26 protein-coding genes are annotated in these 26,982 nt (G+C 64.0%); 17 read left to right on the forward strand and 9 right to left on the reverse strand.

Translation table 11 applies throughout. From position 1 onward, the window contains the following. Positions 1-185 precede the first annotated feature (185 nt). The 5 genes from UNPA324_RS21485 (at position 186) to UNPA324_RS21505 (ending at position 7,376) form a co-directional block, all read left to right on the forward strand. On the forward strand, positions 186-2,084 hold the full coding sequence (locus UNPA324_RS21485) for a peptidylprolyl isomerase (protein ID WP_128919371.1): 1,899 nt from the start codon (positions 186-188) through the stop codon (positions 2,082-2,084). 14 nt (positions 2,085-2,098) lie between these two features. Then, positions 2,099-3,112: an anthranilate phosphoribosyltransferase gene (trpD, locus tag UNPA324_RS21490; protein ID WP_141935815.1), complete on the forward strand. Its 1,014-nt coding sequence runs from the start codon at positions 2,099-2,101 to the stop codon at positions 3,110-3,112. Positions 3,113-3,119: 7 nt separating this feature from the next. Next, positions 3,120-3,941, forward strand: coding sequence for an indole-3-glycerol phosphate synthase TrpC (gene trpC, locus UNPA324_RS21495; RefSeq protein ID WP_128919369.1), 822 nt, complete (start codon positions 3,120-3,122; stop codon positions 3,939-3,941). Position 3,942: 1 nt separating this feature from the next. Then, positions 3,943-4,467: a cyclic pyranopterin monophosphate synthase MoaC gene (gene moaC / locus UNPA324_RS21500; protein ID WP_128919368.1), complete on the forward strand. Its 525-nt coding sequence runs from the start codon at positions 3,943-3,945 to the stop codon at positions 4,465-4,467. A 176-nt stretch (positions 4,468-4,643) separates the two neighbouring features. Further along, entirely contained in the window at positions 4,644-7,376 is a 2,733-nt protein-coding gene (locus UNPA324_RS21505; protein WP_141935818.1) for a bifunctional diguanylate cyclase/phosphodiesterase, read from the forward strand. Between the two features lie 96 nt (positions 7,377-7,472). Here the strand turns inward: UNPA324_RS21505 and UNPA324_RS21510 are convergent, their stop codons facing one another. After that, positions 7,473-8,810 carry a S41 family peptidase gene (locus UNPA324_RS21510; protein ID WP_128919366.1) on the reverse strand — a complete coding sequence of 446 codons (1,338 nt, stop codon included), beginning with the start codon at positions 8,808-8,810 and terminating at the stop codon, positions 7,473-7,475. Between the two features lie 320 nt (positions 8,811-9,130). Here UNPA324_RS21510 and UNPA324_RS21515 point away from each other — a divergent pair, with 320 nt between their 5' ends. The 3 genes from UNPA324_RS21515 (at position 9,131) to UNPA324_RS21525 (ending at position 11,295) form a co-directional block, all read left to right on the forward strand. Then, on the forward strand, positions 9,131-10,264 hold the full coding sequence (locus tag UNPA324_RS21515) for an alpha-hydroxy acid oxidase (protein WP_141935820.1): 1,134 nt from the start codon (positions 9,131-9,133) through the stop codon (positions 10,262-10,264). A gap of 28 nt (positions 10,265-10,292) precedes the next feature. Continuing rightward, complete coding sequence (locus UNPA324_RS21520) at positions 10,293-10,919, forward strand: HAD family hydrolase (RefSeq protein ID WP_128919364.1); 627 nt, start codon at positions 10,293-10,295, stop codon at positions 10,917-10,919. A gap of 169 nt (positions 10,920-11,088) precedes the next feature. Then, the gene (locus UNPA324_RS21525) at positions 11,089-11,295 is read left to right on the forward strand and encodes a hypothetical protein (protein WP_128919363.1); all 207 of its coding nucleotides are present in this window, start codon (positions 11,089-11,091) and stop codon (positions 11,293-11,295) included. 104 nt (positions 11,296-11,399) lie between these two features. Here UNPA324_RS21525 and UNPA324_RS21530 read toward each other — a convergent pair whose 3' ends face one another. Both UNPA324_RS21530 and UNPA324_RS21535 read right to left on the reverse strand, forming a co-directional pair. Further along, complete coding sequence (locus UNPA324_RS21530) at positions 11,400-11,603, reverse strand: type II toxin-antitoxin system RelE/ParE family toxin (protein ID WP_245471874.1); 204 nt, start codon at positions 11,601-11,603, stop codon at positions 11,400-11,402. Between the two features lie 79 nt (positions 11,604-11,682). Next, on the reverse strand, positions 11,683-11,910 hold the full coding sequence (locus UNPA324_RS21535) for a hypothetical protein (protein WP_141935822.1): 228 nt from the start codon (positions 11,908-11,910) through the stop codon (positions 11,683-11,685). Positions 11,911-12,043: 133 nt separating this feature from the next. On the opposite strand from UNPA324_RS21535, the gene UNPA324_RS21540 reads away from it, so the two are divergent. From UNPA324_RS21540 to UNPA324_RS35230, 3 genes are all read left to right on the forward strand, one after another. Beyond that, on the forward strand, positions 12,044-13,255 hold the full coding sequence (locus tag UNPA324_RS21540; RefSeq protein WP_141935826.1) for a molybdopterin molybdotransferase MoeA: 1,212 nt from the start codon (positions 12,044-12,046) through the stop codon (positions 13,253-13,255). A gap of 175 nt (positions 13,256-13,430) precedes the next feature. Further along, positions 13,431-14,132 (forward strand): transcriptional repressor LexA, encoded by a 702-nt coding sequence (gene lexA, locus UNPA324_RS21545; protein WP_128919360.1) that lies wholly within the window; start codon positions 13,431-13,433, stop codon positions 14,130-14,132. A 616-nt stretch (positions 14,133-14,748) separates the two neighbouring features. Next, complete coding sequence (locus UNPA324_RS35230) at positions 14,749-15,183, forward strand: hypothetical protein (protein ID WP_164936246.1); 435 nt, start codon at positions 14,749-14,751, stop codon at positions 15,181-15,183. Between the two features lie 7 nt (positions 15,184-15,190). Here UNPA324_RS35230 and UNPA324_RS21555 read toward each other — a convergent pair whose 3' ends face one another. Beyond that, positions 15,191-17,470: a ComEC/Rec2 family competence protein gene (locus tag UNPA324_RS21555; protein WP_141935828.1), complete on the reverse strand. Its 2,280-nt coding sequence runs from the start codon at positions 17,468-17,470 to the stop codon at positions 15,191-15,193. Between the two features lie 95 nt (positions 17,471-17,565). Beyond that, positions 17,566-17,799, reverse strand: coding sequence for a DUF2171 domain-containing protein (locus UNPA324_RS21560; RefSeq protein ID WP_141935831.1), 234 nt, complete (start codon positions 17,797-17,799; stop codon positions 17,566-17,568). 368 nt (positions 17,800-18,167) lie between these two features. Here UNPA324_RS21560 and UNPA324_RS21565 point away from each other — a divergent pair, with 368 nt between their 5' ends. After that, a complete protein-coding gene (locus UNPA324_RS21565; protein ID WP_128919357.1) occupies positions 18,168-19,496 on the forward strand; it encodes an MFS transporter in 1,329 nt (442 codons plus the stop codon). Positions 19,497-19,676: 180 nt separating this feature from the next. On the opposite strand, the gene UNPA324_RS21570 is transcribed toward UNPA324_RS21565, so the two are convergent. Continuing rightward, positions 19,677-20,039, reverse strand: coding sequence for an SPW repeat domain-containing protein (locus UNPA324_RS21570; RefSeq protein WP_164936245.1), 363 nt, complete (start codon positions 20,037-20,039; stop codon positions 19,677-19,679). Between the two features lie 242 nt (positions 20,040-20,281). On the opposite strand from UNPA324_RS21570, the gene UNPA324_RS21575 reads away from it, so the two are divergent. Both UNPA324_RS21575 and glnA read left to right on the forward strand, forming a co-directional pair. Next, entirely contained in the window at positions 20,282-20,464 is a 183-nt protein-coding gene (locus UNPA324_RS21575) for a hypothetical protein (RefSeq protein WP_157334255.1), read from the forward strand. Between the two features lie 162 nt (positions 20,465-20,626). Further along, the gene (gene glnA, locus UNPA324_RS21580; RefSeq protein WP_141935833.1) at positions 20,627-22,057 is read left to right on the forward strand and encodes a type I glutamate--ammonia ligase; all 1,431 of its coding nucleotides are present in this window, start codon (positions 20,627-20,629) and stop codon (positions 22,055-22,057) included. Between the two features lie 17 nt (positions 22,058-22,074). Here the strand turns inward: glnA and UNPA324_RS21585 are convergent, their stop codons facing one another. Next, positions 22,075-22,524 carry a YbhB/YbcL family Raf kinase inhibitor-like protein gene (locus UNPA324_RS21585; RefSeq protein ID WP_141935834.1) on the reverse strand — a complete coding sequence of 150 codons (450 nt, stop codon included), beginning with the start codon at positions 22,522-22,524 and terminating at the stop codon, positions 22,075-22,077. Between the two features lie 119 nt (positions 22,525-22,643). Here UNPA324_RS21585 and UNPA324_RS21590 point away from each other — a divergent pair, with 119 nt between their 5' ends. The 3 genes from UNPA324_RS21590 to UNPA324_RS21600 are packed head-to-tail and all read left to right on the forward strand — an operon-like array spanning position 22,644 to position 24,869. Then, positions 22,644-23,648 carry a ribonuclease Z gene (locus UNPA324_RS21590; RefSeq protein ID WP_141935836.1) on the forward strand — a complete coding sequence of 335 codons (1,005 nt, stop codon included), beginning with the start codon at positions 22,644-22,646 and terminating at the stop codon, positions 23,646-23,648. Between the two features lie 21 nt (positions 23,649-23,669). Beyond that, positions 23,670-24,350: a phosphoribosylanthranilate isomerase gene (locus UNPA324_RS21595; protein ID WP_141935838.1), complete on the forward strand. Its 681-nt coding sequence runs from the start codon at positions 23,670-23,672 to the stop codon at positions 24,348-24,350. Positions 24,351-24,383: 33 nt separating this feature from the next. Continuing rightward, entirely contained in the window at positions 24,384-24,869 is a 486-nt protein-coding gene (locus UNPA324_RS21600) for an adenosine-specific kinase (protein ID WP_141935840.1), read from the forward strand. Between the two features lie 40 nt (positions 24,870-24,909). Here the strand turns inward: UNPA324_RS21600 and UNPA324_RS21605 are convergent, their stop codons facing one another. Then, positions 24,910-25,296, reverse strand: a complete 387-nt coding sequence (locus UNPA324_RS21605) for an SgcJ/EcaC family oxidoreductase (protein WP_128919349.1) — start codon at positions 25,294-25,296, stop codon at positions 24,910-24,912. Between the two features lie 6 nt (positions 25,297-25,302). Next, entirely contained in the window at positions 25,303-26,979 is a 1,677-nt protein-coding gene (locus UNPA324_RS21610; RefSeq protein ID WP_141935842.1) for a glutamine--tRNA ligase/YqeY domain fusion protein, read from the reverse strand. Between the last annotated feature and the right edge of the window lie 3 nt (positions 26,980-26,982).

Raw genomic sequence — 26,982 nt, forward strand, 5'->3', positions numbered from 1 at the left:
GCAGAGGACCCGGCGCAGTTCCAGAGACCAGAGGTTCTTAACCGCCGCCGTCAGCGTCGGCGGACCCGAGGTTGCGGGGCGAAAGCCGCCACTTTATGATGATTGATCAATTTGGTGACGCGCTTTTGCGGAATCTGCATTAAGACGCGTTCCCGTTCCCCTCCTGCTCAGACAAGTTGGACCAAATGCTTCGAGGAATGCGCAAAGCCTCATCAAACTGGCTCGGCAAGACCATTATGGCCGTGGTGATGGGCGTGTTGATCGTCAGTTTCGGCATTTGGGGCATCGCCGACATCTTCCGCGGCTTCGGGCAGTCCACAGTCGCCAAGATCGGCCACACCGAGATTTCGCTGAACGAGTTCCGCCAGATCTATACCGACCGCCTGCAGCAGATCAGCCGGCAGTTCGGCCGTCCGTTGACGCCCGACCAGGCGCGCGCCTTCGGCCTCGACCGCCAGGTGCTGCAGCAGACCATCGCGGAAGCTGCCCTCGACGAGGAGGCACGCCGGCTCGGGCTCGGTCAGTCCGATGACCAGATCCGCCAGGTCATCATGAACGACCCTAACTTCAAGGGTGTTGGCGGCAACTTCGATGCGAACCGCTTCCAGGCCGTGATCCGCAATTTCGGCTATACCGAGCAGCGCTACGTGTCCGAGCAGCGCAAGGTGTCGCTGCGCCGGCAGATCACCGGCACGATCGGCGCCGGCCTCGAGCCGCCGAAGGCCATGATCGACGTGCTGACGCGCTTCCAGAACGAGCAGCGCGCCATTGAGTTCGTCAGGCTCGATGCCGCCCAGGCAGGCCAGATCGACGCGCCCTCGCCCGAGGCGCTCGCGGCCTATTTCGAGGATCACAAGGTTCAGTTCCGCGCGCCCGAATATCGCAAGATCGCCTTCGTGGTGGTCTCGCCGGAAGAAATCGGCAAGTGGAGCGAGGTGTCGGACGAGGACGCCAAGAAAGTGTTCGAGCAGCGCAAGGACCGGCTCGGCGCGCCAGAGAAGCGCCAGATCCAGCAGATCGTCTTCCCCAACGCGGCGGAAGCGCAGGCCGCCCGGGAGCGCCTCGTCGGCGGCATGTCGTTCGAGGACCTCGGCAAGGAGCGCGGGCTCAGCGCCTCCGATGTCGACCTTGGCCTCGTCACCAAATCTTCGCTGGATGCCGCGGTAGGCGAAGCCGCCTTCGCGCTTCCCGCCGGCGAGATCAGCCAGCCGATCCAGGGCGCTCTCGGCACATCCATCGTCAAGGTCGACAAGATCGAGCCGGGCAAAGAGGCGGACTACGCAACCCTTGCCGGCGACATCAAGCGCGAGATCGCAACCGAGCGCGCGCGCGTCAAGGTCAACGATCTCCGCGACAAGATGGAGGACGAGCGTGGCGGCGGCGCCAGCGTGATCGACGCGGCGCAGAAGCTCGGCCTCACCGCCGTGACCATCGACGCGGTCGACCGCTCCGGCCGCGCCCCGGACGGCCAGCCGGTCGCGAATATCCCGCAGGGCCTCGACGTGGTGTCGCAGGCCTTCAACACCGATGTCGGCGTCGACAACGACTCGATCTCGTTCAAGGGCGGCTATGTCTGGTACGACGTGCTCGCCATCACGCCCTCACGCGACCGCAATCTCGACGAGGTCCGCGACCAGGTCGAGGCGCGCTGGCGCCAGGACCAGATCGCGACCAAGCTCAAGACCAAGGCGACCGAGATGGTGCAGAAGCTCGAAGCGGGCGGCAAGCTCGCCGATGAAGCCTCCGCCATCGGCGCCAAGGTCGAGACCGCGACCGGCTTCAAGCGCGACGATACGCCCGCCAGCGTGCCCGCTTCCGTCGTGGCGGCCGCCTTCCGCGCCGCCAAGGATGGCGTCGGACAGACGCCGGTGACCGGCGGCACCGAGGTCATCGTCTTCCGCGTCACCGATATCGTCGATCCCGCGGTCGACGTTGCCTCAGACGCGGTCAAGAAGCTGAAGGAGAGCCTCGACCGCGCCCAGACCGAGGAGCAGGTCGCCTCCTACGTCAACAAGCTTGAAACCGACATCGGGACCACCATTAATCAGGCCGCCTTCGCGCAGGTGACCGGCGCGAACCAGTGAGTTGAAAGCACGCGATGGACGACCTGAAATCGATCATTGGAAAAGTGGCGACCGGCGCCAGCCTGTCGCGTGACGAAGCGGCTTCCGCCTTCGACGCCATGATGAGTGGCGAGGCCACGCCCTCCCAGATGGGTGGCCTGTTGATGGCGCTGCGGGTGCGCGGCGAAACCGTCGACGAGATCACCGGCGCGGTCTCGGCGATGCGTTCCAAGATGCTGACCGTGACGGCACCGCCTGACGCGGTCGACATCGTCGGCACCGGCGGCGACGGCTCCGGCTCGGTCAACGTCTCGACCTGCGCCTCCTTCATCGTCTCGGGCGCCGGCGTGCCGGTGGCCAAGCACGGCAACCGCGCGCTGTCGTCGCGCTCGGGCGCCGCCGACGTGCTGGCCTCGCTCGGCGTCAAGATCGACCTCAGGCCCGATCAGGTCGGCCGTTGCGTGCGCGAATGCGGCATCGGCTTCATGTTCGCTCCCGCCCACCATCCCGCCATGAAGAACGTCGGTCCGACCCGGGTCGAGCTTGCGACGCGCACGATCTTCAATCTGCTCGGCCCGCTGTCCAATCCGGCCGGCGTGAAGCGGCAGATGGTCGGCGTCTTCTCCAGGCAATGGGTGCAGCCGCTGGCGCAGGTGCTGAAGAATCTCGGCTCCGAATCCGCCTGGGTGGTGCACGGCTCCGATGGCCTCGACGAGATTACCCTCACCGGCCCGACCTTCGTCTCCACGCTCCACAATGGCGAGATCCGGAATTTCGAGGTGACGCCGGAAGACGCCGGCCTGCCGCGTTGCGAGGCCGGCGCGCTCAAGGGCGGTGACGCCGATGCCAATGCGATCGCGCTGCAAAGCGTGCTCGACGGCAAGCCGAGCGCCTACCGCGACGTCGCCCTGATGAACGCCGCAGCTGCACTGGTCGTGGCCGGGCGCGCCAAGGACCTCAAGGAAGGCGTCGCGATCGGCATGAAGTCGATCGACAGCGGCGCAGCCAACGCGAAGCTGAAGCACCTGATCGCGGTCTCGAACGGCTGAGCCTGACATGTCGGACATCCTGACCAAGATCGAAGCCTACAAGCGCGAGGAGATCGCAGCCGCCAAGCGCGCGCAGCCGCTCGCGGCGATTGAGGCAAGAGCCAAGGCGCAAGGGGCTCCGCGCGGCTTCGTGGGCGCGATCAAGGCCAAGCACGCCAACGGCGATTACGCGCTGATCGCGGAGGTGAAGAAGGCCTCGCCCTCGAAAGGGCTGATCCGCGCCGATTTCGACCCGCCCCAGCTCGCCAAGGCCTATGAGGCCGGCGGCGCGGCCTGTCTGTCGGTGCTGACCGACACGCCCTCGTTCCAGGGGCATCTCGATTTCATGGTGGCGGCGCGTGCGGCGACGTTGCTGCCGGTGCTGCGGAAGGATTTCATGTTCGACCCCTATCAGGTGGTCGAGGCCCGCGCGCACGGCGCCGATTGCATCCTGATCATCATGGCGGCGCTCGACGATGCCACCGCCAAGGATCTCGAAGACGCCGCTTTCGCCTACGGCATGGACGTGCTGATCGAAATCCACGACCGCGCCGAGCTCGATCGGGCGCTGAAACTTCGTTCGCCGATGATCGGGGTCAACAACCGCAATCTTCGCACCTTCGAGACCACGCTTGCCACCAGCGAGGCCCTGGCGCCGCTGATCCCTGCCGACCGGCTGATGGTCGGCGAGAGCGGCATCTTCACGCCCGCCGATCTCGCCCGGCTCGAGCGCGTCGGCATGTCGACCTTCCTGGTCGGTGAAAGCCTGATGCGGCAGGCCGACGTCACCGCGGCGACGCGCACCTTGCTCGCGCGCGAGACGGGCGCGCGCGCGACCGGTACGCGCTGACATGGCGCGCAAGGCTTCGCCGTCCAAGACCAAATCCTCGAGGACCAAGGCAGGCCCCGCCCTCACCCATATCGGCGCCTCCGGCGAGGCCCGAATGGTCGACGTGTCGGACAAGCCGGCGACCGAGCGGCTCGCGGTCGCGGAAGGCCGCGTCGTCATGACCAAGGCGACGCTCGACCTGATCGTCTCAGGCAACGCCAAGAAGGGCGACGTGCTCGGCACCGCGCGCATCGCCGGCATCATGGCCGCCAAGCGCACCTCGGAGCTGATCCCGCTCTGTCATCCGCTCGCGCTGTCGAAGGTCATTGTCGACATCGAGCCCGACGCAAAGCTGCCGGGCTGTGTGGTGCGGGCCAGCGTGAAAGTGACCGGACCGACCGGCGTGGAGATGGAGGCACTCACCGCGGTGTCTGTCACCTGCCTCACCATCTACGACATGATCAAGGCGGTCGAGCGCGGCGTGCGTATCGAAGGCATCCATCTGGTCGAGAAGCTCGGCGGCAAGTCCGGCCATTACCGCGCCTGAAGCACGCTCATTTCAGCGAACGCCTGCTGCATCGCGCCCATCGATTGCTTTTGCACGCGACCGTTCACGCTCCGTTAACCGCGCTTCCTAACTTCGCCTCCACACCGTTCCCGTAAACCCACGGATGTTTTCGGGGCCGAGAATTGATCCCGGCGTGTGCACGGCAATGATCCAGCATGATGACGAGATTCGGCAGTCGCCTGTTTGACCAAGCCTTCGTGCGCAGCGGACCGATCCGCTGGCTGGTGGTGGGCGGCACGCTGCTGATCGCGGCCATCGCCGTAGGCTCGGTCCTGATGGCGCAGAACTTCCGCGAGCGGGCGCTGCGCAATTCCAGCCGCGAGCTGGAGAACACCGTGCTGATGCTCGCCCATCACTTCGACCAGCAATTGCAGGATTTCGCGGTCATCCAGAGAGACTTCGTCGATCACGCACGTTCGATCGGCATTGTCAGCGTTGCGGACTTCCGCACCCGCCTCTCTGGTCAGGGCGTCCACCAGATGCTGCGTTCGAAGATCGAGGCACTGCCCTATATCGGCGGCGTCAACATCATCGACGCCGAAGGCAATCTGATCAATTCGTCGACGGCCTGGCCGGTCCCAAAGGTCAACATGGCCGACCGCGCCTATTTTCGCACCTTCAAGTACGATCCCAATTCGCCGGATGTCCTGATCGAGCCGCTGCACAGCCGCATCTCGGGTGCCTGGACCGTCCTGATCGTGCGCAAGATCGTCGGGCCGAACGGCGAGTTCCTGGGTGTGGTCGGACGCGGCATCGAGCCCGCCAACTTCGAGAAGTTCTTCGCCACCGTTGCGCTCGGCGAAGGCGCGACGATCTCGATGCTGCATCGGGACGGCACGCTGCTCGCCCGTTATCCCCATTCCAGCGAATTGATGGGGCGAAACTTCAAGACCGGTCCGTTCGAACAGCAGAGGGTTTTCGGGCTCGATCATTTCGCTGGCCGTTTCACGAGCCCCATCGACGGCGAAGATCGACTGATCGCCTCGCGCGCACTGCCCCATTTCCCGATCCTGATGATGGCCACCACGACGCGTGCGGCGGCCCTGACCGACTGGCGCGAGCAGATCGGCATGCTGATCTCGGTCGCCGGCGCCTCCGCGCTCGCCATCGCCGGCGTGCTGATCGCGATCGTGCGCAAGCTGCTGGAGCAACACCGCGCCTCGCGCGAACGGCTGACGCTGGAGAAGCAGCGGCTCGACCGCGCCGTCAACAACATGACGCAGGGTCTCTTGTTGTTCGACGCCGAGCGGCGGATGGTGGTCTGCAACCAGCGCTACATCGAAATGTATGGATTGTCGGCCGAGATCGTGAAGCCCGGCTGCAGTTTTCACGACATCATCGCCCATCGCAAGGCAACCGGCTCGTTCACGGGCGACGTCGACGGCTATGTCGCGCGCGTGCTGAAGGGCATCCATACGCGCAACTCCATGGTGGTCGACACCTCCGATGGCCGCTCGATCCACATCCTCAACGAGCCGCTCGCGGACGGCGGCTGGGTGGCGACCCATGAGGACATCACCGAGCGCCGCCGCATCGAGGAACGCATCACCCACCTCGCCCATTACGACGCGCTGACCGATCTGCCCAACCGCACCATGTTCCACGAGCACCTGCGCGAAGAGCTGGCCGCCGTCGGCAACGGCGAAGAGATCGCGGTGCATTACATCGACATCGACGAGTTCAAAGGAGTCAACGACGCACTCGGCCATCTCGTCGGCGACGAACTGTTGAAATCGATTGCCGCAAGCCTGCGCTGCTGTGCGGGCCCGGCGGATTTCGTGGCGCGGCTCGGCGGCGACGAATTCGCCATCGTCCAGAGCGCGGTGACGTCGCGGGACCAGGTCGGCGAGCTCGTCGCGCGGGTCTTCGCGGCCATCCGCGCGCCGTTCGACTGCTTGGGCCATCATCTCACCACCGACGCCAGCATCGGCATCGCGCTCGCGCCGGAACACGGCACGGTGCTCGACCAGATCCTCAAGAACGCGGACATGGCGATGTACGCCGCCAAGTCGGCGGGACGGCGCACCTACCGCTTCTTCGAGCCGGAGATGGATGCCAAGGTGCGCGAGCGCCGGCAGCTCGAGAGCGATCTGCGCCACGCCATCGCCCTAGGAGGTCTCGAAGGCGGCCTCGAGGTCTATTACCAGCCCTGCCTCAGCCTGAAGGATGATCGTATCACCGGCTGCGAGGCGCTGGTGCGCTGGCGCCATCCCGAGCGCGGCATGGTCTCGCCGGCGGAGTTCATCCCGATCGCCGAAGATACCGGCCTGATCAACGAGATCGGCGAATGGGTGCTGGCGACTGCCTGCCGGGACGCTGCGAACTGGCCCGACGACATCCGCCTCGCGGTCAACGTCTCGCCGGTGCAATTCAAGAGCGGCACGCTGGCGCTGAAGATCATGGCGGCGCTCGCCGCTTCGAACCTGCCGGCGAGCCGGCTGGAGCTCGAGATCACCGAGGCGGTGCTGATCCGCGACGACGATGCCGCGCTCACGATACTGCACCAGCTCCGCGCCATCGGCGTGCGCATCGCGCTCGACGATTTCGGCACCGGTTACTCGTCGCTGAGCTATTTGCACCGCTTCCCGTTCGACAAGATCAAGATCGACCGCTGTTTCGTCGACGACATCGCCGGTCCCGACGGCTCCGCCAGCATCGTCCAGGCCGTCGTCAATCTGGCGACCGCGCGCCGCATGACCACCACGGCCGAGGGCGTCGAGACCGAGGAGCAGCAGCGCCTGCTGCGGGCGCTCGGCTGTTCCGAGATGCAGGGCTATCTGTTCAGCGCCGCCAAGCCCGCCGACAAGGTGCTGGAGCTGTTCGCGCTGCATCGCAGCCGGCTCGCCCAGCGCAGCGGCAAGGAAAGCCGTCGCCGCGAAGCCGGTTAGGTCCGGCTAAAGGATCACCGCCAAGGTCCCCAAACGAAATCGCCCGGGAGCGGTGATGCACTCCCGGGCGACAATCGATGTCTCGAAGCGGTAGTCCTAATTCGGCACCGCAGCCTTCGACGCGGGCTTCGCCGCAACCGCGTTCGCGGTGACGCCGTGCAGGAAGTCGTAAGCCGCATGCAAGGCCTTGTCGTCCTCGTCCTTGGGCGGGACGTAGGACTGTGACCCCGTCTGCTCGCCACCTTCGCCGGCCGACAGATGCCCGCGCATTTGAGACTCCGCCATGGTGTCCATGCGGCCCTTCAGCTCCGGCGGCACGTCCTGCAGGATTTCGATGTCGGGCGCGATGCCCTGGGCCTGGATCGAGCGGCCCGACGGCGTGTAGTAGCGCGCCGTGGTCAGCGCCAGCGCGCCATTTCCCGCGCCCAGCGGAATGATCGTCTGCACCGAGCCCTTGCCGAACGAGCGCGTGCCGATGATCGTGGCACGCTTGTGGTCATGCAGCGCGCCGGCCACGATCTCCGAGGCCGAGGCCGAGCCGCCATTGACCAGCACCACCAGCGGCTTGCCCTTGGTGAGGTCGCCGCCATGGGCGGTGAAGCGTTGGGTCTCCTCCGGATTGCGGCCACGGGTCGAAACGACCTCGCCGCGTTGCAGGAAGGCGCTCGACACCGACACGGCTTGGTCGAGCAATCCACCCGGATTGTTGCGCAGATCTACCACGTAACCGACGAGCTTCTCCTGCGGAACGTCCCTGGTGATCGAGGCGATCGCCTTCTTCAGGCCGTCGGTGGTCTGCTCGTTGAACGAGGTGATGCGGACATAGCCGATGTCACCGTTCTCGACATGGAAACGCACCGGGCGCACATGGATGATCTCGCGCTTGATCGCGACGTCGAGTGGAGCGTCGGCGCCCTTGCGCACGATGCTGAGCTTGGTCTGGGTATCGACCGGGCCCTTCATCTTGTTGACGGCCTGCTCGAGCGTCATGCCCTGCACGGCCTCGCCGTCGATCTTGCTGATGAGGTCGCCGGACATGAGGCCGGCCTTCGAGGCCGGCGTATCGTCGATCGGCGAGACGACCTTGACGAGGCCGTCCTCCATCGTGACCTCGATGCCGAGGCCGCCGAACTCGCCGGAGGTGGTCTCCTGCATCTCGGTCCAGGCCTTCGCGTTCATGTAGCGCGAATGCGGATCGAGCGAGGTCACCATGCCGGTGATCGCGCCTTCGACCAGCTTGGCATTGTCGGGCTTCTCGACATAGCTCGCCTTCACGCGCTCGAACACTTCGCCGAACAGATTGAGCTGGGAATAGGCATCATTCGCGTTCGCTGCCGCCCGCGCCGCCCATACGCCGCCGTGCGGACTGGCTACCAGAAGGGTGAGACACGCTCCAGTGAGCGTGCCCAGAGGGAACAGCAGGGATTTCCGCATGGATGGGCTGGCCTTTTTGCTTGGGCGGTTCGCTTTAAGCTTGTCTCTCGAGACTTGGGAGGCGCCATGCAATTGGCGATCCAGTCCGCTTCTCACAATACCATTCTGGTTTCTTCAAGGCCGGGATGCCACGCCCACGGGACCACCGCAGAAATCGCTTTCGCCCGGACCTAAACTTTTGGCAACGTTACAGGACTGGCCACCCGCAAGGGGAATCATCGGCCGGTCCACGCCTCGCAGCTATGCAATTTTAGGATAGTTTTGGAGGGCTGGACGGGTTAGGCGATGGCATAAGGCTTCAAATTCTCGGGAGGACAACAATGAACGAAGCACCCCGCATCCGGCCGGAACGCAACGTCGAACTCGGCGCCAGCAACGAGCCGTTCCAGAATCTGCACGAATTCGTCCGGAAAGCGCGGGCCAACCTCAATCAGAACGCCTGGGACTACATCGTCGGCGCCGCCGAGACCGAAACCACGATGCGCCGCAATCGCATGGCGCTGGACGAGATCGCCTTTCGCCCGCGCGTGCTGCGCGATGTCCGCAAGGTGGATGGCTCGGTTCAGCAGTTCGGCCGCAAGATGCGCCTTCCGGTGGTGCTGGCTCCCGTCGGCGCGCTCGAAATCTTCGATCCGGATGGTGCGGCGAGCGTCGCGCGCGGTGCCGGCACCTTCGGTGCGGCGCACATGCTGAGCTCGGTGTCCGAGCCGGGCCTGGAGCAGACCGCCGAGGCCGCGCCCGATGCGCTCCGGCTCTATCAGCTCTATGTTCGCGGCGACGATTCCTTCGTCGCGGATGTCGTCAGCCGAAGCGAGAAGAACGGTTACGCCGCGTTCTGCCTGACCGTCGACACCGCCCATTACAGCCGTCGCGAACGCGACATCGCCAAGCGCTACGTTCGCGAGAGCCGCCTGCGCGCCACCGGCGGCGATTTCCAGAAGGGTCTGGAGTGGCGGACCGTGAAGATGATCAAGGACAAGTTCAAGATCCCGCTGATCCTGAAGGGCATCGCCACCGCCGAGGACGCCCTGATCGCGGTCGATCACGGCGTCGAATGGATCTATGTCTCCAACCATGGCGGCCGCCAGCTCGACCATGGCCGCGGTGCCATGCATGTGCTGCCCGAGATCGTCGAAGCCGTGAAGGGTCGCGCCAAGATCATGGTCGACGGCGGCATCTGTCGCGGCACCGACATCGTCAAGGCGATCGCGGCAGGCGCAGATCTGGTCGGCATCGGCCGACTGCAATGCTGGGCGCTGGCGGCGGCCGGCGAAGCCGGCATCGCGCGGATGCTGGAGCTCCTGGAGGACGAGGTGCTGCGCTGCCTCGGCCTGCTCGGCGCCACGTCGTTTGCAGAGATCGACAGAGCCTGCCTGCATCCGGCGACCGCCACCAACGCGCCGAGCGTGTTCAGCGCATTCCCGCTGTTCGACCACGAGCCTTATCGGTACTGATTGGCAGATACCGAGTGAAAAGGACGCAATGACATCGATCTCTCCCGGCAGCGCGGATGCGCTTTTGTTCGACCTCGGGCGCGTGGTGCTCGACATCGACTTCTCCAAGGCGATCGCCTGCTGGGCGGGGCATGCCGGCTGCCAACCCGAAAGTATCGTCGCGCGCTATGTACGCGATAGCGAAGCCTATCGGCTGCACGAAGTGGGCAAGATCAGCGACGCGGACTATTTCGCCTCGCTGCGCTCCTCGCTCGGGATCGCGATTTCCGACGCGCAGTTCCTCGAAGGCTGGAACGCGATCTTCGCCGGCGAGATGCCTGACATCGCCGAGCTGTTGCCGCGCGCAGCGAAACAGATGCCGCTCTACGCCTTCTCCAACACCAACCGGCCGCATGTCGATCATTTCTCTAAGGCATATGCCGATCTGCTCGGTCATTTCCGCGAGTTGTATCTGTCGTCCAGCATCGGCCTGCGCAAACCGGACGCGGAGGCTTTCGACCATGTGGTCGCCGCGATCGGCCTGCCTGCGGGGCGCATCGTGTTCTTCGACGACCTCGAAGAGAACATCGAGGGGGCGCGGGCGCGTGGATTGACAGCAGTGCACGTGAGGTCGCCGCGCGACGTCGGCAACGCCTTGAAAGCATTGGGCATCTGACGCCAGCCCGCCGTCACCAGAAGCCAGCTGCGAGCAGGGCTTCCTGGAACTAATTTTCCGAAAGTGTGGAACTTGATCACTTTGTGCATTTTTATACAGAGTTCCGGGAACGGAATACCGCCCTTCCGACTCTTGAGTCCGTTGGGACTTCTACATCGGACTGATCGACGTGTTGGGCAAAACCTACCTCACCAAGCAAGCCTCTCTCCTGCTTGAATTCGCAAGAAACACCTCGGATTCTGACCTGTCCGCCAAGCTGATCAGCAAGGCTGCCGACCTGAAATCGCAGGCCGATCCGCTCCCCGACAAGGACCAAGGCCCTAAACCTCCCGACGTCGCATTGGACGTCAGCCCGAACGATCCGAGCGCACGTTGACCGACGCTGGCCGTGGCGCTCGTCCTTCTCGTGCTCGCTGTGGTCATCCTCATCCCGGTCTGTCTCGCCTTCCGGATCATGCCGCGACGGACTCAAAAGCGGCCTCAGGCGTCCGAGTGCTCTCGTTCCCGCGAGGGATGCCGGATCGCCAGAATGACGATTTCACCAGCCTCTTCGTCGAGTTGGCAGTAAACAAGACAAGGGTACCGTCGCGTCACCAGCTTGCGCACGCCCTCGACTTTCTGTGGCCTCCCAAGTCGCGGGAAGCGAACAAGATTTTGAAGCGATTCGAGGATCGCAGCGCGCACGCGCAACGCGGGCTGCGCTCCCTAACATAGTCGGCAATGCTAATCAGATCTTGTGCAGCACGTGGTGTGAATCTGAGCTTCATCGCTCGAAGCGGTGAAACGCGGCCTCGATCTCGGCGTCAGAGGCAAACTGCCGGAGGTTCGCTTGTGCGAGCCCCTCAAGGACCGCAGGAAGATGGCTGGGGTCGATTTCCTCGGGCTCCCCTACGTTGCCGGTCAGAGCCAACATCGCGCGCGCGATCTCGTCCTGGCTATCCGCAGGAAGCTGCCGCACGGCTTGGAGTGCCTCTTCGAGCAACTTTGTCATCGACGGAAAGATAAGCCCAGGTTGCGCCGAAACGAGGTGCGTCTTCTCGCTCGACTGAGGGCCCCTTTTGCGTCGGTCCCTCCGCTCGGCTAGAACCATGCCGATCCAGCCTTGATTTGTTGCGGAGTCGCCTGTGGCCCTGATGCCGGTTTCCGATGCCCTTGCTGCGGTGCTGGCGGGGGCAGAGCCGCTGCCTGAACAGATGGTCGCGCTCAATGAGGCCTATCACCGCGTGCTCGCGCACGATGTCGCGGCGCGGCGCACCCAGCCGCCGCAGGCCATGTCGGCGATGGACGGCTATGCCGTGCGCGCGGCTGATGCGGCGACGATCGATTCCAGGCTGATTGTGATCGGCGAGGTCGCAGCCGGCCGTCCTTTCGCGAGAGCGGTCGGCGCCGGCGAAGCCGTGCGGATCTTCACCGGCGGCGTCGTACCCGACGGTGCGGACGCGGTCGTGATCCAGGAGGACACCGTCGCGGACGGCACCAGCGTCACGATCAAGGAAGCCGCGATCACCGGACGGCACATCCGCCCGGCCGGCGTCGATTTCCGTGAAGGCGACGTCCTCCTGCGCAAGGGAACCCGTCTGACAGAGCGCGATCTCGCGCTTGCGGCCGCGATGAACCACCCGCAGCTCGCCGTCTGCCGCCGCCCGAGGGTCGCAATCCTCGCCACCGGCGACGAACTGGTGATGCCGGGCACCACGCCCGGGCACGGCCAGATCGTCTATTCCAACGGCTACGCCCTGCACGCGCTCGCCCGCAGCGAGGGCGCCGAGACCATCGACCTCGGTGTCGCCGCGGACACCATGGAGGCCACCTCCGCCGGGATCCGCCGCGCCCGCGAGAGCGGCGCTGACATCCTGATCACGACCGGCGGCGCGTCGGTCGGCGACCACGATCTGGTCCAGCAGGCGCTCCGGGGCGAAGGCATCTCGATGGCCTTCTGGAAGATCGCGATTCGGCCCGGCAAGCCGATGATGCACGGACGGCTCGGCGCGATGCGCGTGATCGGCCTGCCCGGCAATCCGGTGTCGTCCTACGTGTGCGCGTTCCTGTTCATGGTGCCGCTGATTCGCGCTTTGTCGGGCCATTCAGTGATTCATCATCGTCGCGAGCGCGCCGTGCTGGGCCGCGACCTCGGCGCCAACGACCAGCGCGAGGATTACTTGCGCGCGCGCCTGGAGCTGCGCGACGACGGCACGTCCGTCGCTATTCCCGTCAGCCACCAGGACTCCTCTCTGCTTGCGAATCTTGCTGCGGCACAGGTACTTCTCGTGCGCCCACCGTTCGCGCCGAAGGCCGAGGCCGGCAGCCCTTGCGAGGTGCTACGGCTCCCCGTCTGAGCGCTCGGCCACACGCATTGCGCGAGTTTCGCTTCGTTCACGGTAAATTAAGCAGTTGCGGAACATGTATCGAACATATAGTGTCCGTTCATGATTTGTTTCGAGCATGTAGCGGCTTATCGCTGAACTCATCGTCTCGGAATCGAACGACATCAACCGGGGGACTTTGGTCGAGATGTTAACGCGCAAACAATACGAGCTTCTGCGGTTCATCAGCGAACGTTTGAAGGAAAGCGGCGTGCCGCCCTCCTTCGACGAGATGAAGGATGCGCTCGACCTGCGCTCGAAGTCAGGCATCCACCGCCTGATCACCGCGCTCGAGGAGCGTGGCTTCATCCGCCGCTTGCCCAACCGCGCCCGCGCCATCGAAGTGATCAAGCTGCCGGAGCTCCAGGCTGCCGCCGGCGCCCGGCGCGGCTTCACGCCAAGCGTCATCGAGGGCAATCTCGGTAAGATCCGCGCGAGCTCCAGCCCATCCGTGGACGAGGGCGAGCGGCCCGTTGCGGTGCCCGTGATGGGCCGCATCGCGGCGGGTACGCCGATCGAGGCGTTGCAGACCCGCAGCCACACCATCAGCGTGCCGCCCGACATGCTCGGCTCGGGCGAGCACTACGCCCTCGAGGTGCGCGGCGATTCCATGGTCGAAGCCGGTATCCTCGACGGCGACATGGCGCTGATCCAGCGCAACGAGAGCGCCGATACCGGCGACATCGTGGTGGCGCTGATCGACGACGAGGAGGCCACGCTCAAGCGCTTCCGCCGCCGCGGCGCCTCGATCGCCCTCGAGCCCGCCAATGCCGCTTATGAGGTGCGCATCCTGCCGCCGAACCGCGTGAAGATTCAGGGCAAGCTGATCGGGCTTTACCGGAAGTACTAATTCCGGAAAGGACTCGATCCGGAAGCATTTGGCGCCTACGTGCTCCTTCGATCGGCATCGCCGATCAGAGATTGGAGCGGATGAATGTCCGCTCCGGCTGGATAGTCTTTCCGGTTCTGCACAGATTATCCGCCCCCCTCCTCCAGGCGACATCCTCGGCGGACTGCACCAAGCAACATCGCTTCACGGCCTTTCGGGTTCGAGAGGACAGCCGAGCGCTGGATCGTTTGGATGCAGATGCAGCCGTCGCGGAGCTGATTGCGGATGGGCACGCGGGGACACTGCCGCGCAAGCGCATCACCATGTCCGCAACAACTCGGCAGTGAATGCCGCACGCCGCAGCGCCCGCAATGCAATTACGCAGTCTCGCGATCGCGCTGGGATGCAGGCTGTCGCATTTGCCGTCATTGACACGACGACATTGACACGACGCCGTCCAAATGCACTGCAGCCCGCTTTGTTCCTAGTGAATCCGGGAAAGATAATGTGATCGCAGCGCACGGATCCCAGCCGCAGATTCGCCTACAACCAAGCAGAGCGTTGGTGCTTATACTCTGACAGAGGCCTGCGCCTCCAAGAGGGGTGCGGGTCGCTATCTTCGCATGAGGAGCACCCGATGTGTGACTATAGCCTGCATGCCGTCGCGACGCGCCCCGCTGAAGTCGGCGAGACGATCGTCACGACAACCTTCCGCGGCACCTCGACGCGCGGCTTCGCCTCCGAGGCCGATCTCTCCGTTGCGGTCTGCCTGCTGCCGGGAACGGAGCTCGCCTTCGCCGACAACGTCCGTTACGACAATCGCTGGATCTGGACGCGCACCGTCAACTCCCGCGTCGGCAAGTTCGGCAAGATCGATCCGCACATTCCCGATCGCCATCATGACGCGATCGAATTCCCTGATGGCAAGTACGTGCTGGTGACTCAGCTCGTCGAAGGCCAGCGCGCAACCGTGCTGCAGCTGCCGGTGACCCAAGCGGTCGGCGAGCGCGAGCACAAGCCGCAGATCGTCGCCGACAGCCAGCCGCCGGTCACGCCCCTGCCGATGGGCTGACAGGGGCTCAGTCCTCCGCCTGAAGATCGGCCTCGGACGGGGTCGCATCCTTGCTGCGCGGAGCTGCCGCCCTCGGCATGAGGGCTCCTTCGAAATCTCCCTCGCCGGCGGCCGCCGGCGACCAGGGACGGTTCGTGCCCCTCGCCCTCACCGCCTGGACCGCAAATCCGTCGCCACGCTGCGTCAGAGCCAGCGCGCCCTGGCGGACGAGCCGCTGCCGGTCCACCACCATCGCCGCGCAATCGGGTGGCGCAGACCGTGACGTCACGACCAGCGCGGCGCGGCTGCAATCGTCCGCCAGCGCGTCGATGCGCGAGGCCAGCGCGACCAGCCGCCCGTCGGCGAGCGGTGTGACGCAGCCGGCCTCGTCGCACGACACCGCTTCGGCCAACGCGCTATTGCCGGCATCGCGCGGATCGGCGTCGGCCGCCAGCCACTCCTTCAGCAGGAAATTGTCCTTGCCCGCCCTGATCAGGTGCAAACGCCCGTCCCCGCCCCGCACGGCAACGCTCGCGCCGTCCCCGGCAATGAGAATATCGGGCTGCCGCACCGACAGGCCCCAGGCGATGGCAGTCAGCAGCACCACGGCACCGCCCCAGCGTAAGGGCGTGCGCAAAAGGCCCATCAGGATGATGACGAGGCTCGCTGCGATCAGCGGCGCGATGCCGAACGCCGGGATGTGGCCCACTGCGCCCGGCAATGCCGCCACCCAGCGCGAAACCGCGACCATCCAGTCGATGCCGAGGCCCATCAGCCACCAGAACATGCCGTCGAGCCCGAACGGCGCTGCGAGCAGGCCGAGCAGCCCCGCCGGCATCACCAGCGCCGAGACCACCGGCATAGCGCCGAGATTGGCGAGCACACCGTAGGGCGTGACGCGGTGGAAGTGGAAGGCGGCATAGGGCGTGGTCGCAAGCCCCGCGATCAGCGAGGCCAGGAACAGCATCGCGATCTCGCGGCCGCCCCACAGCGCGACGCGCGCCGTCGCGGAATGATCGGGCGATGCGAACAGGTTCGGCATGCCGATCTGCACCAGCGCGACCAGCCCGAGCGTTGCCGCAAACGACATCTGGAAGCTCGGATGCACCAGCGCCTCCGGCGCAAGCGCGAGCACGATCAGCGCCGCCACGGCCAGCGTGCGGAAGGTGATGGCGCGGCGATCGACCATCACCGCGATCAGCACCACCGCCGTCATGAAGAACGATCTTTGCGTGGCGACCTCTGCCCCCGAGAGCAGCAGATAGAACGCAGCCGCCACCAGCGCGGCGGCGGCCGACCATTTCTTGATGGCGAAGCCGACGGCCAGGCCCGGGATCAGCGCCAGCAGCGCGCGCACGGCGAAGAAGACGACGCCCGCGACCACCGCCATGTGATAGCCGGAGATCGACAGAACGTGCCCGAGTCCCGAGACGAACATCGCGTCATTGACGGGCGTGGAAATCGTATCGCGCCGCCCGGTGAGCAGCGCGGTTGCGATCGCGCGGTTGTCGCCCTCGAGGGTTACGCGGATGCGGGCATCGATCGCATCGCGCAGGCCCTGCATGAAGGCGGCATAGCGCAGCCGCAGGCCGCCTTCATCAGGCGGTATTGAAGCCGTGATCGCGCCCATCACGAAGCCGGAGGCACCGATGCCCTGAAAGAACATGTCGCGCGAAAAGTCGTAGCTGCCCGGGCGCATCGGCGAGAGCGGCGGCATCAGCCGCGCCTTCAATTGAACGAAGCTGCCGACCTCGGGCGCGGTGCCCTTGCGCACGGACAGGCGGACGCGTTCCAGCTTGACGTCGCTGCGCTGCGCCTCCATGGCGGTGACGCGCAGCACGAAGCGATCGGTGCGCTCACGGATGTCGCGCGTCTCGACGAATCCCGACAGCGACACCGAATAGAGCGGTTTTGCCAAAACGGTATGCGCGATGCGCGCGGTCTTCCAGGTCGCCACGGCAAAGCCGGAAGCGACCGCCGCAATCATGAGCGCCGCGGCGAACAGCCGGCTCCGCCGCAACAGGATCGCGCCGAGCAGGAGTGCGGCGGCCGTCGTGGCGACAACCCACAGCACCGGCTCGTGATCGGCGGCAAAATACAGCGCGATGCCGCCGCCAAAGGCGACCGGCACCCACGGTAGCAGGCGCCCGGGGCCAGCTTCGGCGCGGGCCCACTCCCGCAATGTCTCGACGATCGCAGGCCAGATGCCAAAGCCGGCCGGAACAAAGCCGCGGGCGGGCGCAGCGCGGCCGACCGGCCACGTCCCGACAACTCCCTGGGCGCGTACTGGCCGGCCCGGCTCCGCCATTTCCCTGCACCTTACGCGACGCGATTGGCACTGAAGCTACCGGAACGTGCGGTCAGGCGAATAGCGGTACAGATCGGGAACGCGGGAAGGCGCCCCTACTTTTCCTCTTCCATCGTCACGGCCACCGACGCCTTGGCCGACAGCCGCACCTTGTTGCCCTCGACCTCGGCAACGAGGCCCTTGTCGACGAAATGATGATGGCCCTTGTGGCTGCCCTCACCGCTGTCCTTCTTGGTCAGCTTGATGCGGTTGCCTTCGACCTTGTCGACGGTGCCGACATGGACGCCGTCGGCGCCGATGACTTCCATATGCTCTGCGATGTTCTGCATGGTGGGATCCTTGTTGGACCCACACAACGTCTGAGAGGCCTTTCCGTTCGTTCGTGACAAAACCGTCCGGCGCGATGGGCGACCGTTCCATCTCGGATCGGGGCAGCCTCGCTTCAGGTCGATTGAGCCGAAAGTCTCATAAGAAGCCAGCCCCGGCAGGATTACACTGCTTCTACGCCTCCCCGGCCGACGGGCAGGCGTGATAGCTCGCGGTACCGAAGAGACCGCTGGAGCTCTTTCTCAGGTGACTCAAGCAGCCCTGAGACCAGCGGACGCAACTCGCAATTCTCGCCTGTAGCGTCGTACGCCGCCGCGAATGGGCGCTGAAAGGCGCCAGGAGTAGCGTTTGAATTTGATAGGAGCAGCACATGGCAGTTCAAGTACCGAGCGATTTTCGCCGCGTGATTGTTGCCGCGTCGGTGGGAAACGTCATCGAATGGTATGATTTCTATATCTTTGGCAGCCTGGCCGCAGTTCTGTCGGTTAAGTTCTTCGAGCAGACCCACGCGGTTGCAGCCCTCCTCAGCACGATCGCGCTGTTCACTGCAGGATTCCTGATCCGTCCACTGGGGGCTTTCCTCTTTGGATGGATGGGCGACCGGGTCGGGCGAAAATATACATTCCTGGTCACGCTGAGCGGAATGGGATTGGGTACGGGGGCAATCGGGTTGATCCCGACCTACCAGTCCATCGGTCTCACGGCGGCGTTCGTTCTATTCGGCTTGCGCATGATCCAGGGTCTGTGCCTGGGCGGCGAATATGGCGGCGCCATCACCTATGTCGCGGAGCATGTGCCGGATGACAAGCGCGGCTACTACACCGGCTGGCTACAGACCTCTCCGACTCTCGGCATCGTGGTGTCACTGGGCGTGATCATCCTGACACGGACCTGGTTCGGCAATCAGGTCTTCGACGAGTGGGCATGGCGCGTTCCGTTCCTGGTGTCATTCCTGTTGGTAGCCATCGCGATCTATATTCGGCTCCAGCTCCAGGAGACGCCGATCTTCCAGGAGATCAGGGCCCGCGGCCAGATGACGACGAATCCGTGGAAGGAGGCTTTCCTCAGCTCGAACGTCAAATTCATCGGGATCGCAATCGTCGTCCTGATCGGACAGGGCGTGGTGTGGTACAGCGGTCAGTTCTGGGCGCTGTACTTCCTTCAGCAGGTCTCCAAGGTGGACCCGCTGACCTCCGCCTACATCGTGGGAGCCGCGCTGCTGATTGCCACACCGAGCCTGATTTTCTTCGGCTGGCTGTCGGATCAGATCGGCCGCAAGCCGGTAATCCTGGGCGGCATGTTGCTCGCAGCGATCACGTACTATCCGCTGTACCTATGGCTGGGAACGGTCACGCAGCCCGGGAACATCAACTACCCCATTGCGATCTTCATTATCTTCATCCTGGTTTGCTATGTCGGGATGGTGTACGGGCCGGTCGGCGCGTTTCTGGCGGAATTCTTTCCCGGCAGGATCAGGTACACGTCAGTGTCGGTGCCGTACCACATCGGCAACGGCTGGGGTGGTGGATTGGTGCCGTTCATCACGTCGGCGGCTTTTGCGGCGACCGGGAGCATCGGCTACGCGTTGATCTACCCGATTGCGGTGCCTGCGGTGTGCTTCGTGCTCGCTGTCTTCCTAATGCCGGAGACGCGCAAGATCAGCATCTGGCAACCGATCGAGCCCAGAACGGCATCGTGACGGAATAGTCTTGGTGCAGGACCGCAAGGCCCTGCACCATGGCCGCATCGGCCCCTCAGCGCGATAACGATCATTCGGATCCTCGTCACGCCCACACGTTGTCCGCGGCATGGTCAAGTCGAGCCTCGCCTCCGGCCGCCGGCGCATAGCGGTCGGCGGAGAGTTCGGCCGATTGCTGTTTCAGCCGGCCGGGTGATGCCAGCGATCGTGCCACCAGGCGCTGAAGTCACGATCGGTCATCAGCTCCCAGCCACTGAGCAGGATCACCAGCAGACCAGACAATACGCTGCTCGCCGTGGTTGACGCCTGGTCATAGCCAATGGTCCAAGGCGCCAGCAACAGCGCTAGGCCCAGCAGCATTTCGCCCCACTCTTCCAGGTAAGACGGGATGACAAAGGCCTCTACGGCAAACAGCATGACGCCGAGCCCAAGCGCGATGGTGATCCAGACCGCCGCCCCGGATGAACCCAGGACGAAGGACGACAGGACCAGCCACACGCCCACCAACAGGCTGGCAGCGTCTTGCCAATGTTGGATGCGCATAATGCTCACCTCCCCTCTGGTATTTATATGGGGCGCACCGTTGAAGAATCATCCCTCCGGCCTGCGTTGTGTTGCCGCGACTGCCGGTCCGGAACCTGCGTTCAATCCTGGCCACCCATGCCCTGCAAAGGCCCTTGCGAGTGCGGCGCACCAGGATGCAGATTGTCCGAGCTTGACAGGTGTCAATGTCTACCGCTCCCGGCCTACCCAGTTCGCGCCCGGAACAAGAGGGAGATGACGCCATGCGAGAAATGGAAATCCACGACTATGCGCGGCAGTTGCTGGAAGCACATGGCCCCAAAGCCATTGCCGAAGCCGCCCAAAACGCCATCGATCTCGAGTCAAAGGGCGAGCTCGAACTGGCCCGAACCTGGCGGCATATCGAAGACGCCATGAAGCTCATGCGCGGGCCACACCAAAGCTGAAGCGGCCGCCGCGCGCGCAAAACTGCCTGACTGCGAGCTGCGCCATGCCGGACTGAGGCTGACGCGGCGCCAGCGTTGAACGTGGACCACAGTCCGTCGCAAGCCGCTCGGTTGCGGCCGAACGGCAACGCGATCTCAGGACGCTGATCTGGGAGCGAAGCCATGGTTGCGAAATGTGCGACAGCCGACGATCTCGTGAAGGCGATCAAGGACGACAACGTCCAGATGATCGATTTGCGGTTCACCGACCTGCCGGGGATGTGGCAACATTTTTCCGTCCCGCCAAGCGCGGTGAATGCCGATGCCCTCAATGAGGGCATTGGATTCGATGGCTCATCGATCCGCGGCTTCCAGGAGATCCAGGAAAGCGACATGCTGGTTGTCGCGGATCCGGCGACGGCCTTCGTAGACCCCTATAGTCAGGCAAAGACGCTGGTCCTCATCTGCAACATCAGAGACCCGGTGACCGGCCAATCCTATAGCCGGGACGCCCGCTACATAGCCCAGAAAGCCGAAACCCACCTCAAGGGCACCGGGCGGGCCGATACGAGCTACTTCGGCCCGGAAGCGGAGTTCTTCGTATTCGACGACGTACGCTACGGACAGGGCATCAACTACGCCATGCACGAAATCGATTCCAGCGAAGGCAGCTGGAACACCGGCGCAGAGGAAGCACCGAATCTGGGCCACAAACCGCGCCCGAAGGAGGGATACTTTCCCGTTCCCCCAACCGACAGCATGCAGGCGCTACGCACCGAAATGGTGCTGACGATGGAATCGCTGGGGATCCAGATCGAAGCCCATCACCATGAGGTCGCGACCGGCGGTCAAAACGAGATAGATATGCGCTTCACCACGCTGACCCGCATGGCCGACAATCTGATGATCTACAAATACGTGGTGAAGAACACCGCGCATCAGCACGGCAAGACCGCGACGTTCATGCCAAAGCCGCTGTTCGAGGACAACGCTTCGGGCATGCACGTTCACCAATCGCTGTGGAGGGGTGAGACCAATCTATTCTACGACAAAGCTGACTATGCCGAGTTGAGCCAGCTCGGCCGCTACTATATCGGCGGGCTATTGAGCCACGCCTGGGCGTTGTGCGGGCTTTGCGCCCCCACCACGAACTCCTACCGGCGGCTGGTGCCGGGTTATGAAGCTCCGATCAACCTCGTCTACTCCCAGCGCAATCGCTCCGCCTGCTGCCGGATTCCGATGTATTCGCCGAATCCGCGCGCAAAGCGCGTCGAGTTTCGTTCACCCGATCCGTCCTGCAATCCCTACCTGGCCTTCGCTGCAATGCTGATGGCCGGCCTTGACGGCATCGACAACCGGATCGACCCGGGCAGCCCGATCGACAAGAACCTGTACGACCTCCCGCCTGCGGAGGCGAACGAGGTGAAGTCGACGCCGGGATCGCTGGATCAGGCACTTGACGCGCTCGAGCGCGATCACGCATTCCTGCTACGCGGCGATGTCTTCACCGCGGATGTGATTGAAACCTGGCTCGACTACAAGCGAAAGAAAGAGGTCGATCCAATCCGGCTGCGCCCTCACCCTTACGAGTTCCATCTCTACTACGACATCTAGGGCATTTTTTCGCCGGCCTACCTCTCATACCAACCGACGAGGGTCGCTTCCGCGATCACGTGCTTGCGCGCCTCTCGCTCGACGTCGGCGCAGGATGCATTGGCCTTTGCCGGCAGGCCCTCGATCGAGAGGGCAAGCAGTCGGAAGTGATAATGATGAGGCCCATGGCCATGCGGTGGACACGGGCCGCCATAGCCCACCTTCCGAAAATCGTTGACGGCTTGCTTCATTCTGGCGTTCTGCGCAGCGTTGATCGCAAATTCCGTGACCGCCGGCGGAACGTTGTAGACTGCCCAATGATGCCATTTGCCGGCAGGCGCATCGGGATCGTCGCAGAGCAGGACAAGACTCCGCGCCCCCTCCGGCGCGTCGCTCCATTGCAGAGGTGGCGAAAGATTTTCGCCGTCACAGGTAAACCGTCGCGGAATTGCGGCACCATCGGCGAAGGCGCTTGAAACGAGTTTCATGGCTCTCTCCTCGATCCGAATGATGTATTCTAGCTCGGTCCTGCCCGGTGCGGAATCCATCGCCGTCAGCTAAGATGAGGGGAGACGCATTGGGAACTGTTGCAGCAGAATAGCTCGTCATGCGACCGCTTTTCCATCCGAGCCTCGTTAACGGCCGCTACGGCGATCCGACAGTCTATGTCGAAACGCTGTTCGAGAAGCGAAGTCTGCTGTTCGATATTGGAGAGATTGCTTCACTGGCGCCACGGAAGATCCGACGCGTCGACCAGGTCTTTGTCTCGCATGCGCATATCGATCATTTCGTTGGCTTCGACCATCTGCTGCGTTTGCTCGTCGGGCACGAGAAATCGGTGCAGCTGTTCGGTCCGCCCGGCTTAGCCGAGCATGTCTTTCACAAGCTTCAGGCCTATCGCTGGAACCTGGTCGAAAACTATCCCTGCGATCTTGTTTTCGATGTCAGCGAACTTGGAGCGGAAAATTCCATTTCCGCCACGCGGTTCCGTCTGAGGAAAGGCTTCGCAGCAGAGCCATCCGGGTCTCGCAAGACCATTGCGGGCGCACTCTGCGATGAACCTACCCATCGCATGTCAGCCGCGATCCTTGAACATGGCACGCCCTGCCTCGGCTTTGCGCTGCAGGAGGCGGCCCATGTCAACGTATGGAAGAACAGGCTCTCGGAGCGTGGACTACCCGTCGGTCACTGGTTGCTGTCGCTAAAGAAGGCCGTCGTCGAGCGTCGCGCGGAAGATCATTTGATCCGTATCGAAGAAGCGGCCAAGTCGGATCGCCTCGTGCCACTCGCAAGCCTGCGCGATCTTGTGACGGTCACTGCCGGCCAGAAAATCGCCTATGTGACCGATGTTGCCGACACGCCGGCCAATCGTGCCTCCATCGTGGCGCTGATTCAGAATGCAGACATCCTCTTCATCGAGGCGGCGTTTGCGGACGCGGACGCCGCAATAGCGAAGGAGCGGGCTCATCTTACCACCACGGCTGCCGGAGAAATCGCACGAGAAGCCAATGTCCGCCGCGTCGAGCCCTTTCACTTCTCTCCGCGCTATGCGGGAGAGCAGGAGCGGATGCTGGCCGAGGTGATGGCGGCGTTTGGGGCACCTCGCGCCTGAGACTCGGAGAGGTTACGCCCGATGTTGACCCAGATTTATGAAATCTCCACCCCCGAAGAGGCGTCAGCACTTTCGGCCATTGGTGTCGACCATATCGGCGTGCTCGTCGGAGACGGCCAATTTCCGCGAGGACTGTCGATCTCAGCGGCTTCCAAGATCGGCGCGGCAATTGTACCGCCATCGAAATTCTCGGCACTGTTTCTGACCCGCGATCTCTCCTTGATTGCGTCGTGGGCGCGCGAGCTCAACCCCGCGATCGTCCATTTGGGAGCCAGCGCCGAACTGCTTTCCCCGCAAGATGTTGATTCGCTCAAACGCATGTTGCCTGGGATCGTCGTGATGAGAAGCATACCGGTGTTCTCCGAGGAAAGCGTCGAGATTGCCCAAAGCTACGATGGCATTGCAGACTTTCTGCTGCTCGACACGTATCGGTCCACGGACAAGCAGATCGGCGCGCTCGGCGTGACGCATGATTGGAATATCAGTCGCCGCATCGTGGACGTCGTCCGTGTTCCGGTCGTCCTCGCAGGCGGCCTTGGACTGGACAACGTCGCAGGAGCGATCCGAACCGTCCGTCCAGCCGGCGTCGACTCCAAGACGAAGACGGATCGGGACGGTTCGCATGCCAAGGACCTGGAGCGAGTCCGCCGGTTCCACGAAGCGGCTCGGGCAGCGGCTGACAATCGCTTTCCGTCGGCCTAACATGCATAGCTCTCCCCTGGGAGGAGCGCGGCCATGGAACTCATCGTCGTACCCATCGTCAAGCCGGACGCGGCCAACTTCATCTTCGGTCAGTCGCATTTCATCAAGACCGTGGAAGACCTCCACGAGGCGCTCGTTGGCGCGGTTCCGGGCATCCGCTTCGGGCTGGCCTTCTGCGAGGCCTCCGGCAAGCGGCTGGTGCGCTGGTCGGGCAATGACGAAGCGGCCCTCACCCACGCCCGCAACAACGCATTAGCCATCGGCGCCGGCCACACTTTTCTGATCTTCCTGGGCGACGGCTTCTTTCCGGTCAACGTCCTAGCTGCCGTGCGCTCGGTGCCGGAGGTCTGCCGCATCTACTGCGCGACGGCCAACCTCACGCAGGTGATCGTCGCGCAAACCGAGCTCGGCCGTGGCGTGCTCGGCGTAGTGGATGGCGCCTCACCGCTGGGTATCGAGACCGACGCCGACATTGCGTGGCGGAAGGACCTCCTGAGGAAGATCGGCTACAAACTGTAGCGACCGGATGAAGCGGTTGCGGTGAAGTACGCCTCCGGCGTTAGATCAGCGCAGCCCTGGACGACACGTGGTGGCTCGCGATCTTCCAGTCGCCGTCTTCGCGCACGATCACCCAGGTGAGTTTGACCGAGAGCGGCGCGGCCTCTTCGTCGAGATCGAATGATGCGATCGCGGCCATGTTAATCACATCGGGCAAGACCTGAGCCGCAGCCACCTCGGAGAAGCCGACGCTCGGCTGGCGCCATCGCGGCAGGCCATTGAAATAGTCCGCCACCCCGCTCCTGCCCCGATAGAGTTTCGGGTTCGAGCCGAAGAAGAACGCGTTCTTCGCATACAGCGACGACAGCGCGGCTGCATCGAGGCTCGCGAAGCCGGCGCACCATTTCGCGATGATGGCGGAAACGATGACGTCGGCCTCCGTGCTCATGCGTGTTCAGCCCTTCGCGACTTCCTTCGCGAAGGTGTCGCGCAGGCCGATGGTACGCGAGAACACCGGCTTGCCGGGTGTCGAGTCCCTGTCGCGCACGAAATAGCCCTGGCGCTCGAACTGCATCGGTTCGGTCGAGTTGCTCTCGGCCACCGATGCCTCGATGCGCGCATCGGCCAGGATCTCCAGCGAGTTCGGATTGAGATCGGCCGCGAAGTTCGAGGCATCCGGGCTCGGATTGGCGAACAGCTGGTTGTAGATGCGGACTTCCGCAGGCTTCGACGCCGCCGCCGGCAGCCAATGCATGGTCGCCTTGACCTTGCGGCCGTCGGGCGCGTTGCCGCCCTTGGTCGCGGGATCGTAGGTGCAGCGCAGCTCCACCACTTCGCCGGCGTCGTTCTTGATCACGCCGTTGCACTTGACGAAATAGGCGTAGCGCAGCCGCACCTCATTGCCCGGCGACAGGCGGAAGAACTTCTTCGGCGGGTTCTCCATGAAGTCGTCCTGCTCGATATAGAGCTCGCGGCCGAATGTGATCTTCCGCGTGCCCGCGCTGGGATCATCCGGGTGGTTGATGGCCTCGAGCTCCTCGGTCTGCCCTTCCGGATAGTTCTCGATCACGACCTTGAGCGGCTTCAGCACCGCCATGCGCCGCTGCGCGGTGCGGTTCAGCTCCTCGCGGATACAGAACTCCAGCATGCCGACATCGACGACGCTGTTGGCCTTGGCGACGCCGATGCGCTTGACGAACTCGCGCAAGGCCGCCGGCGGCACGCCGCGGCGGCGCATCCCCGCCATAGTCGGCATGCGCGGGTCGTCCCAGCCCGCGACGTGGCCGTCGCGGACGAGCTGGGTCAGCACGCGCTTGGACAGCAGAGTATAGGTGAGGTTCAGCCGCGCAAACTCGTACTGGTGCGGCTTGGACGGTACCGGCAGCTTCTCGATGAACCAGTCGTAGAGCGGCCGGTGGTCCTCGAACTCCAGCGTGCAGATCGAGTGCGTGATGCCTTCGATCGCGTCCGACTGGCCGTGCGCATAATCGTAGCTCGGATAGATGTGCCACTTCGTGCCGGTGCGCGGATGGTGCGCGTGCAGGATGCGGTACAGCACGGGATCGCGCAGGTTGATGTTGCCGGCGGCCATGTCGATCTTGGCCCGCAGCACGCGCGCGCCGTTCGGGAATTCGCCGGCCTTCATCCGACGGAACAGGTCGAGGTTCTCTTCCATGCTGCGATCGCGGAACGGCGAGTTCTTGCCCGGCTCGGTCAGCGTGCCGCGGGAGGCGCGGATCTCCTCCTGGGTCTGGTCGTCGACATAGGCGAGCCCGTCGCGGATCAGCTGCTCCGCCCATTCGTACAGGCGGTCGAAATAGTCGGAGGCGAAGAACAGGTTCTTGCCCCAGTCGAAGCCGAGCCAGCGCACGTCGGCCTGGATAGAATCGATATATTCCTGCTCTTCCTTGACCGGATTGGTGTCGTCGAAGCGCAAGTGGCAGCGGCCCGGAAACTCCTGGGCGATGCCGAAGTTGAGTGCGATCGACTTGGCGTGGCCGATATGCAAATAGCCGTTCGGCTCCGGCGGGAACCGGGTCACGATCTCCCTGTACCTGCCCTGGTCGAGGTCGGCCTGGATGATGTCACGAATGAAATCGCGCCCAACCTCAGCTGCCACCGGTTCTGTCATTAC

It is taken from the genome of Bradyrhizobium sp. UNPA324 (assembly GCF_006658635.1).
Taxonomy (GTDB): domain Bacteria; phylum Pseudomonadota; class Alphaproteobacteria; order Rhizobiales; family Xanthobacteraceae; genus Bradyrhizobium; species Bradyrhizobium nanningense.

What these genes read in the sequence shown, in the direction of transcription:
- UNPA324_RS21485 (WP_128919371.1), top strand. Translation starts at nt 186, where the DNA reads ATGCTTCGAGGAATGCGCAAAGCCTCATCAAACTGGCTCGGCAAGACC.
- UNPA324_RS21535 (WP_141935822.1), bottom strand. Translation starts at nt 11,910, where the DNA reads ATGACAAAGTTGCTCGAAGAGGCACTCCAAGCCGTGCGGCAGCTTCCT.
- UNPA324_RS35230 (WP_164936246.1), top strand. Translation starts at nt 14,749, where the DNA reads ATGTGTGACTATAGCCTGCATGCCGTCGCGACGCGCCCCGCTGAAGTC.
- UNPA324_RS21515 (WP_141935820.1), top strand. Translation starts at nt 9,131, where the DNA reads ATGAACGAAGCACCCCGCATCCGGCCGGAACGCAACGTCGAACTCGGC.
- glnA (WP_141935833.1), top strand. Translation starts at nt 20,627, where the DNA reads ATGGTTGCGAAATGTGCGACAGCCGACGATCTCGTGAAGGCGATCAAG.
- UNPA324_RS21565 (WP_128919357.1), top strand. Translation starts at nt 18,168, where the DNA reads ATGGCAGTTCAAGTACCGAGCGATTTTCGCCGCGTGATTGTTGCCGCG.
- trpC (WP_128919369.1), top strand. Translation starts at nt 3,120, where the DNA reads ATGTCGGACATCCTGACCAAGATCGAAGCCTACAAGCGCGAGGAGATC.
- UNPA324_RS21605 (WP_128919349.1), bottom strand. Translation starts at nt 25,296, where the DNA reads ATGAGCACGGAGGCCGACGTCATCGTTTCCGCCATCATCGCGAAATGG.
- UNPA324_RS21555 (WP_141935828.1), bottom strand. Translation starts at nt 17,470, where the DNA reads ATGGCGGAGCCGGGCCGGCCAGTACGCGCCCAGGGAGTTGTCGGGACG.
- UNPA324_RS21585 (WP_141935834.1), bottom strand. Translation starts at nt 22,524, where the DNA reads ATGAAACTCGTTTCAAGCGCCTTCGCCGATGGTGCCGCAATTCCGCGA.
- UNPA324_RS21600 (WP_141935840.1), top strand. Translation starts at nt 24,384, where the DNA reads ATGGAACTCATCGTCGTACCCATCGTCAAGCCGGACGCGGCCAACTTC.
- UNPA324_RS21610 (WP_141935842.1), bottom strand. Translation starts at nt 26,979, where the DNA reads ATGACAGAACCGGTGGCAGCTGAGGTTGGGCGCGATTTCATTCGTGAC.
- lexA (WP_128919360.1), top strand. Translation starts at nt 13,431, where the DNA reads ATGTTAACGCGCAAACAATACGAGCTTCTGCGGTTCATCAGCGAACGT.
- UNPA324_RS21590 (WP_141935836.1), top strand. Translation starts at nt 22,644, where the DNA reads ATGCGACCGCTTTTCCATCCGAGCCTCGTTAACGGCCGCTACGGCGAT.
- UNPA324_RS21560 (WP_141935831.1), bottom strand. Translation starts at nt 17,799, where the DNA reads ATGCAGAACATCGCAGAGCATATGGAAGTCATCGGCGCCGACGGCGTC.
- UNPA324_RS21575 (WP_157334255.1), top strand. Translation starts at nt 20,282, where the DNA reads ATGCGAGAAATGGAAATCCACGACTATGCGCGGCAGTTGCTGGAAGCA.
- moaC (WP_128919368.1), top strand. Translation starts at nt 3,943, where the DNA reads ATGGCGCGCAAGGCTTCGCCGTCCAAGACCAAATCCTCGAGGACCAAG.
- UNPA324_RS21570 (WP_164936245.1), bottom strand. Translation starts at nt 20,039, where the DNA reads ATGCGCATCCAACATTGGCAAGACGCTGCCAGCCTGTTGGTGGGCGTG.
- UNPA324_RS21505 (WP_141935818.1), top strand. Translation starts at nt 4,644, where the DNA reads ATGATGACGAGATTCGGCAGTCGCCTGTTTGACCAAGCCTTCGTGCGC.
- UNPA324_RS21520 (WP_128919364.1), top strand. Translation starts at nt 10,293, where the DNA reads ATGACATCGATCTCTCCCGGCAGCGCGGATGCGCTTTTGTTCGACCTC.
- UNPA324_RS21510 (WP_128919366.1), bottom strand. Translation starts at nt 8,810, where the DNA reads ATGCGGAAATCCCTGCTGTTCCCTCTGGGCACGCTCACTGGAGCGTGT.
- UNPA324_RS21595 (WP_141935838.1), top strand. Translation starts at nt 23,670, where the DNA reads ATGTTGACCCAGATTTATGAAATCTCCACCCCCGAAGAGGCGTCAGCA.
- trpD (WP_141935815.1), top strand. Translation starts at nt 2,099, where the DNA reads ATGGACGACCTGAAATCGATCATTGGAAAAGTGGCGACCGGCGCCAGC.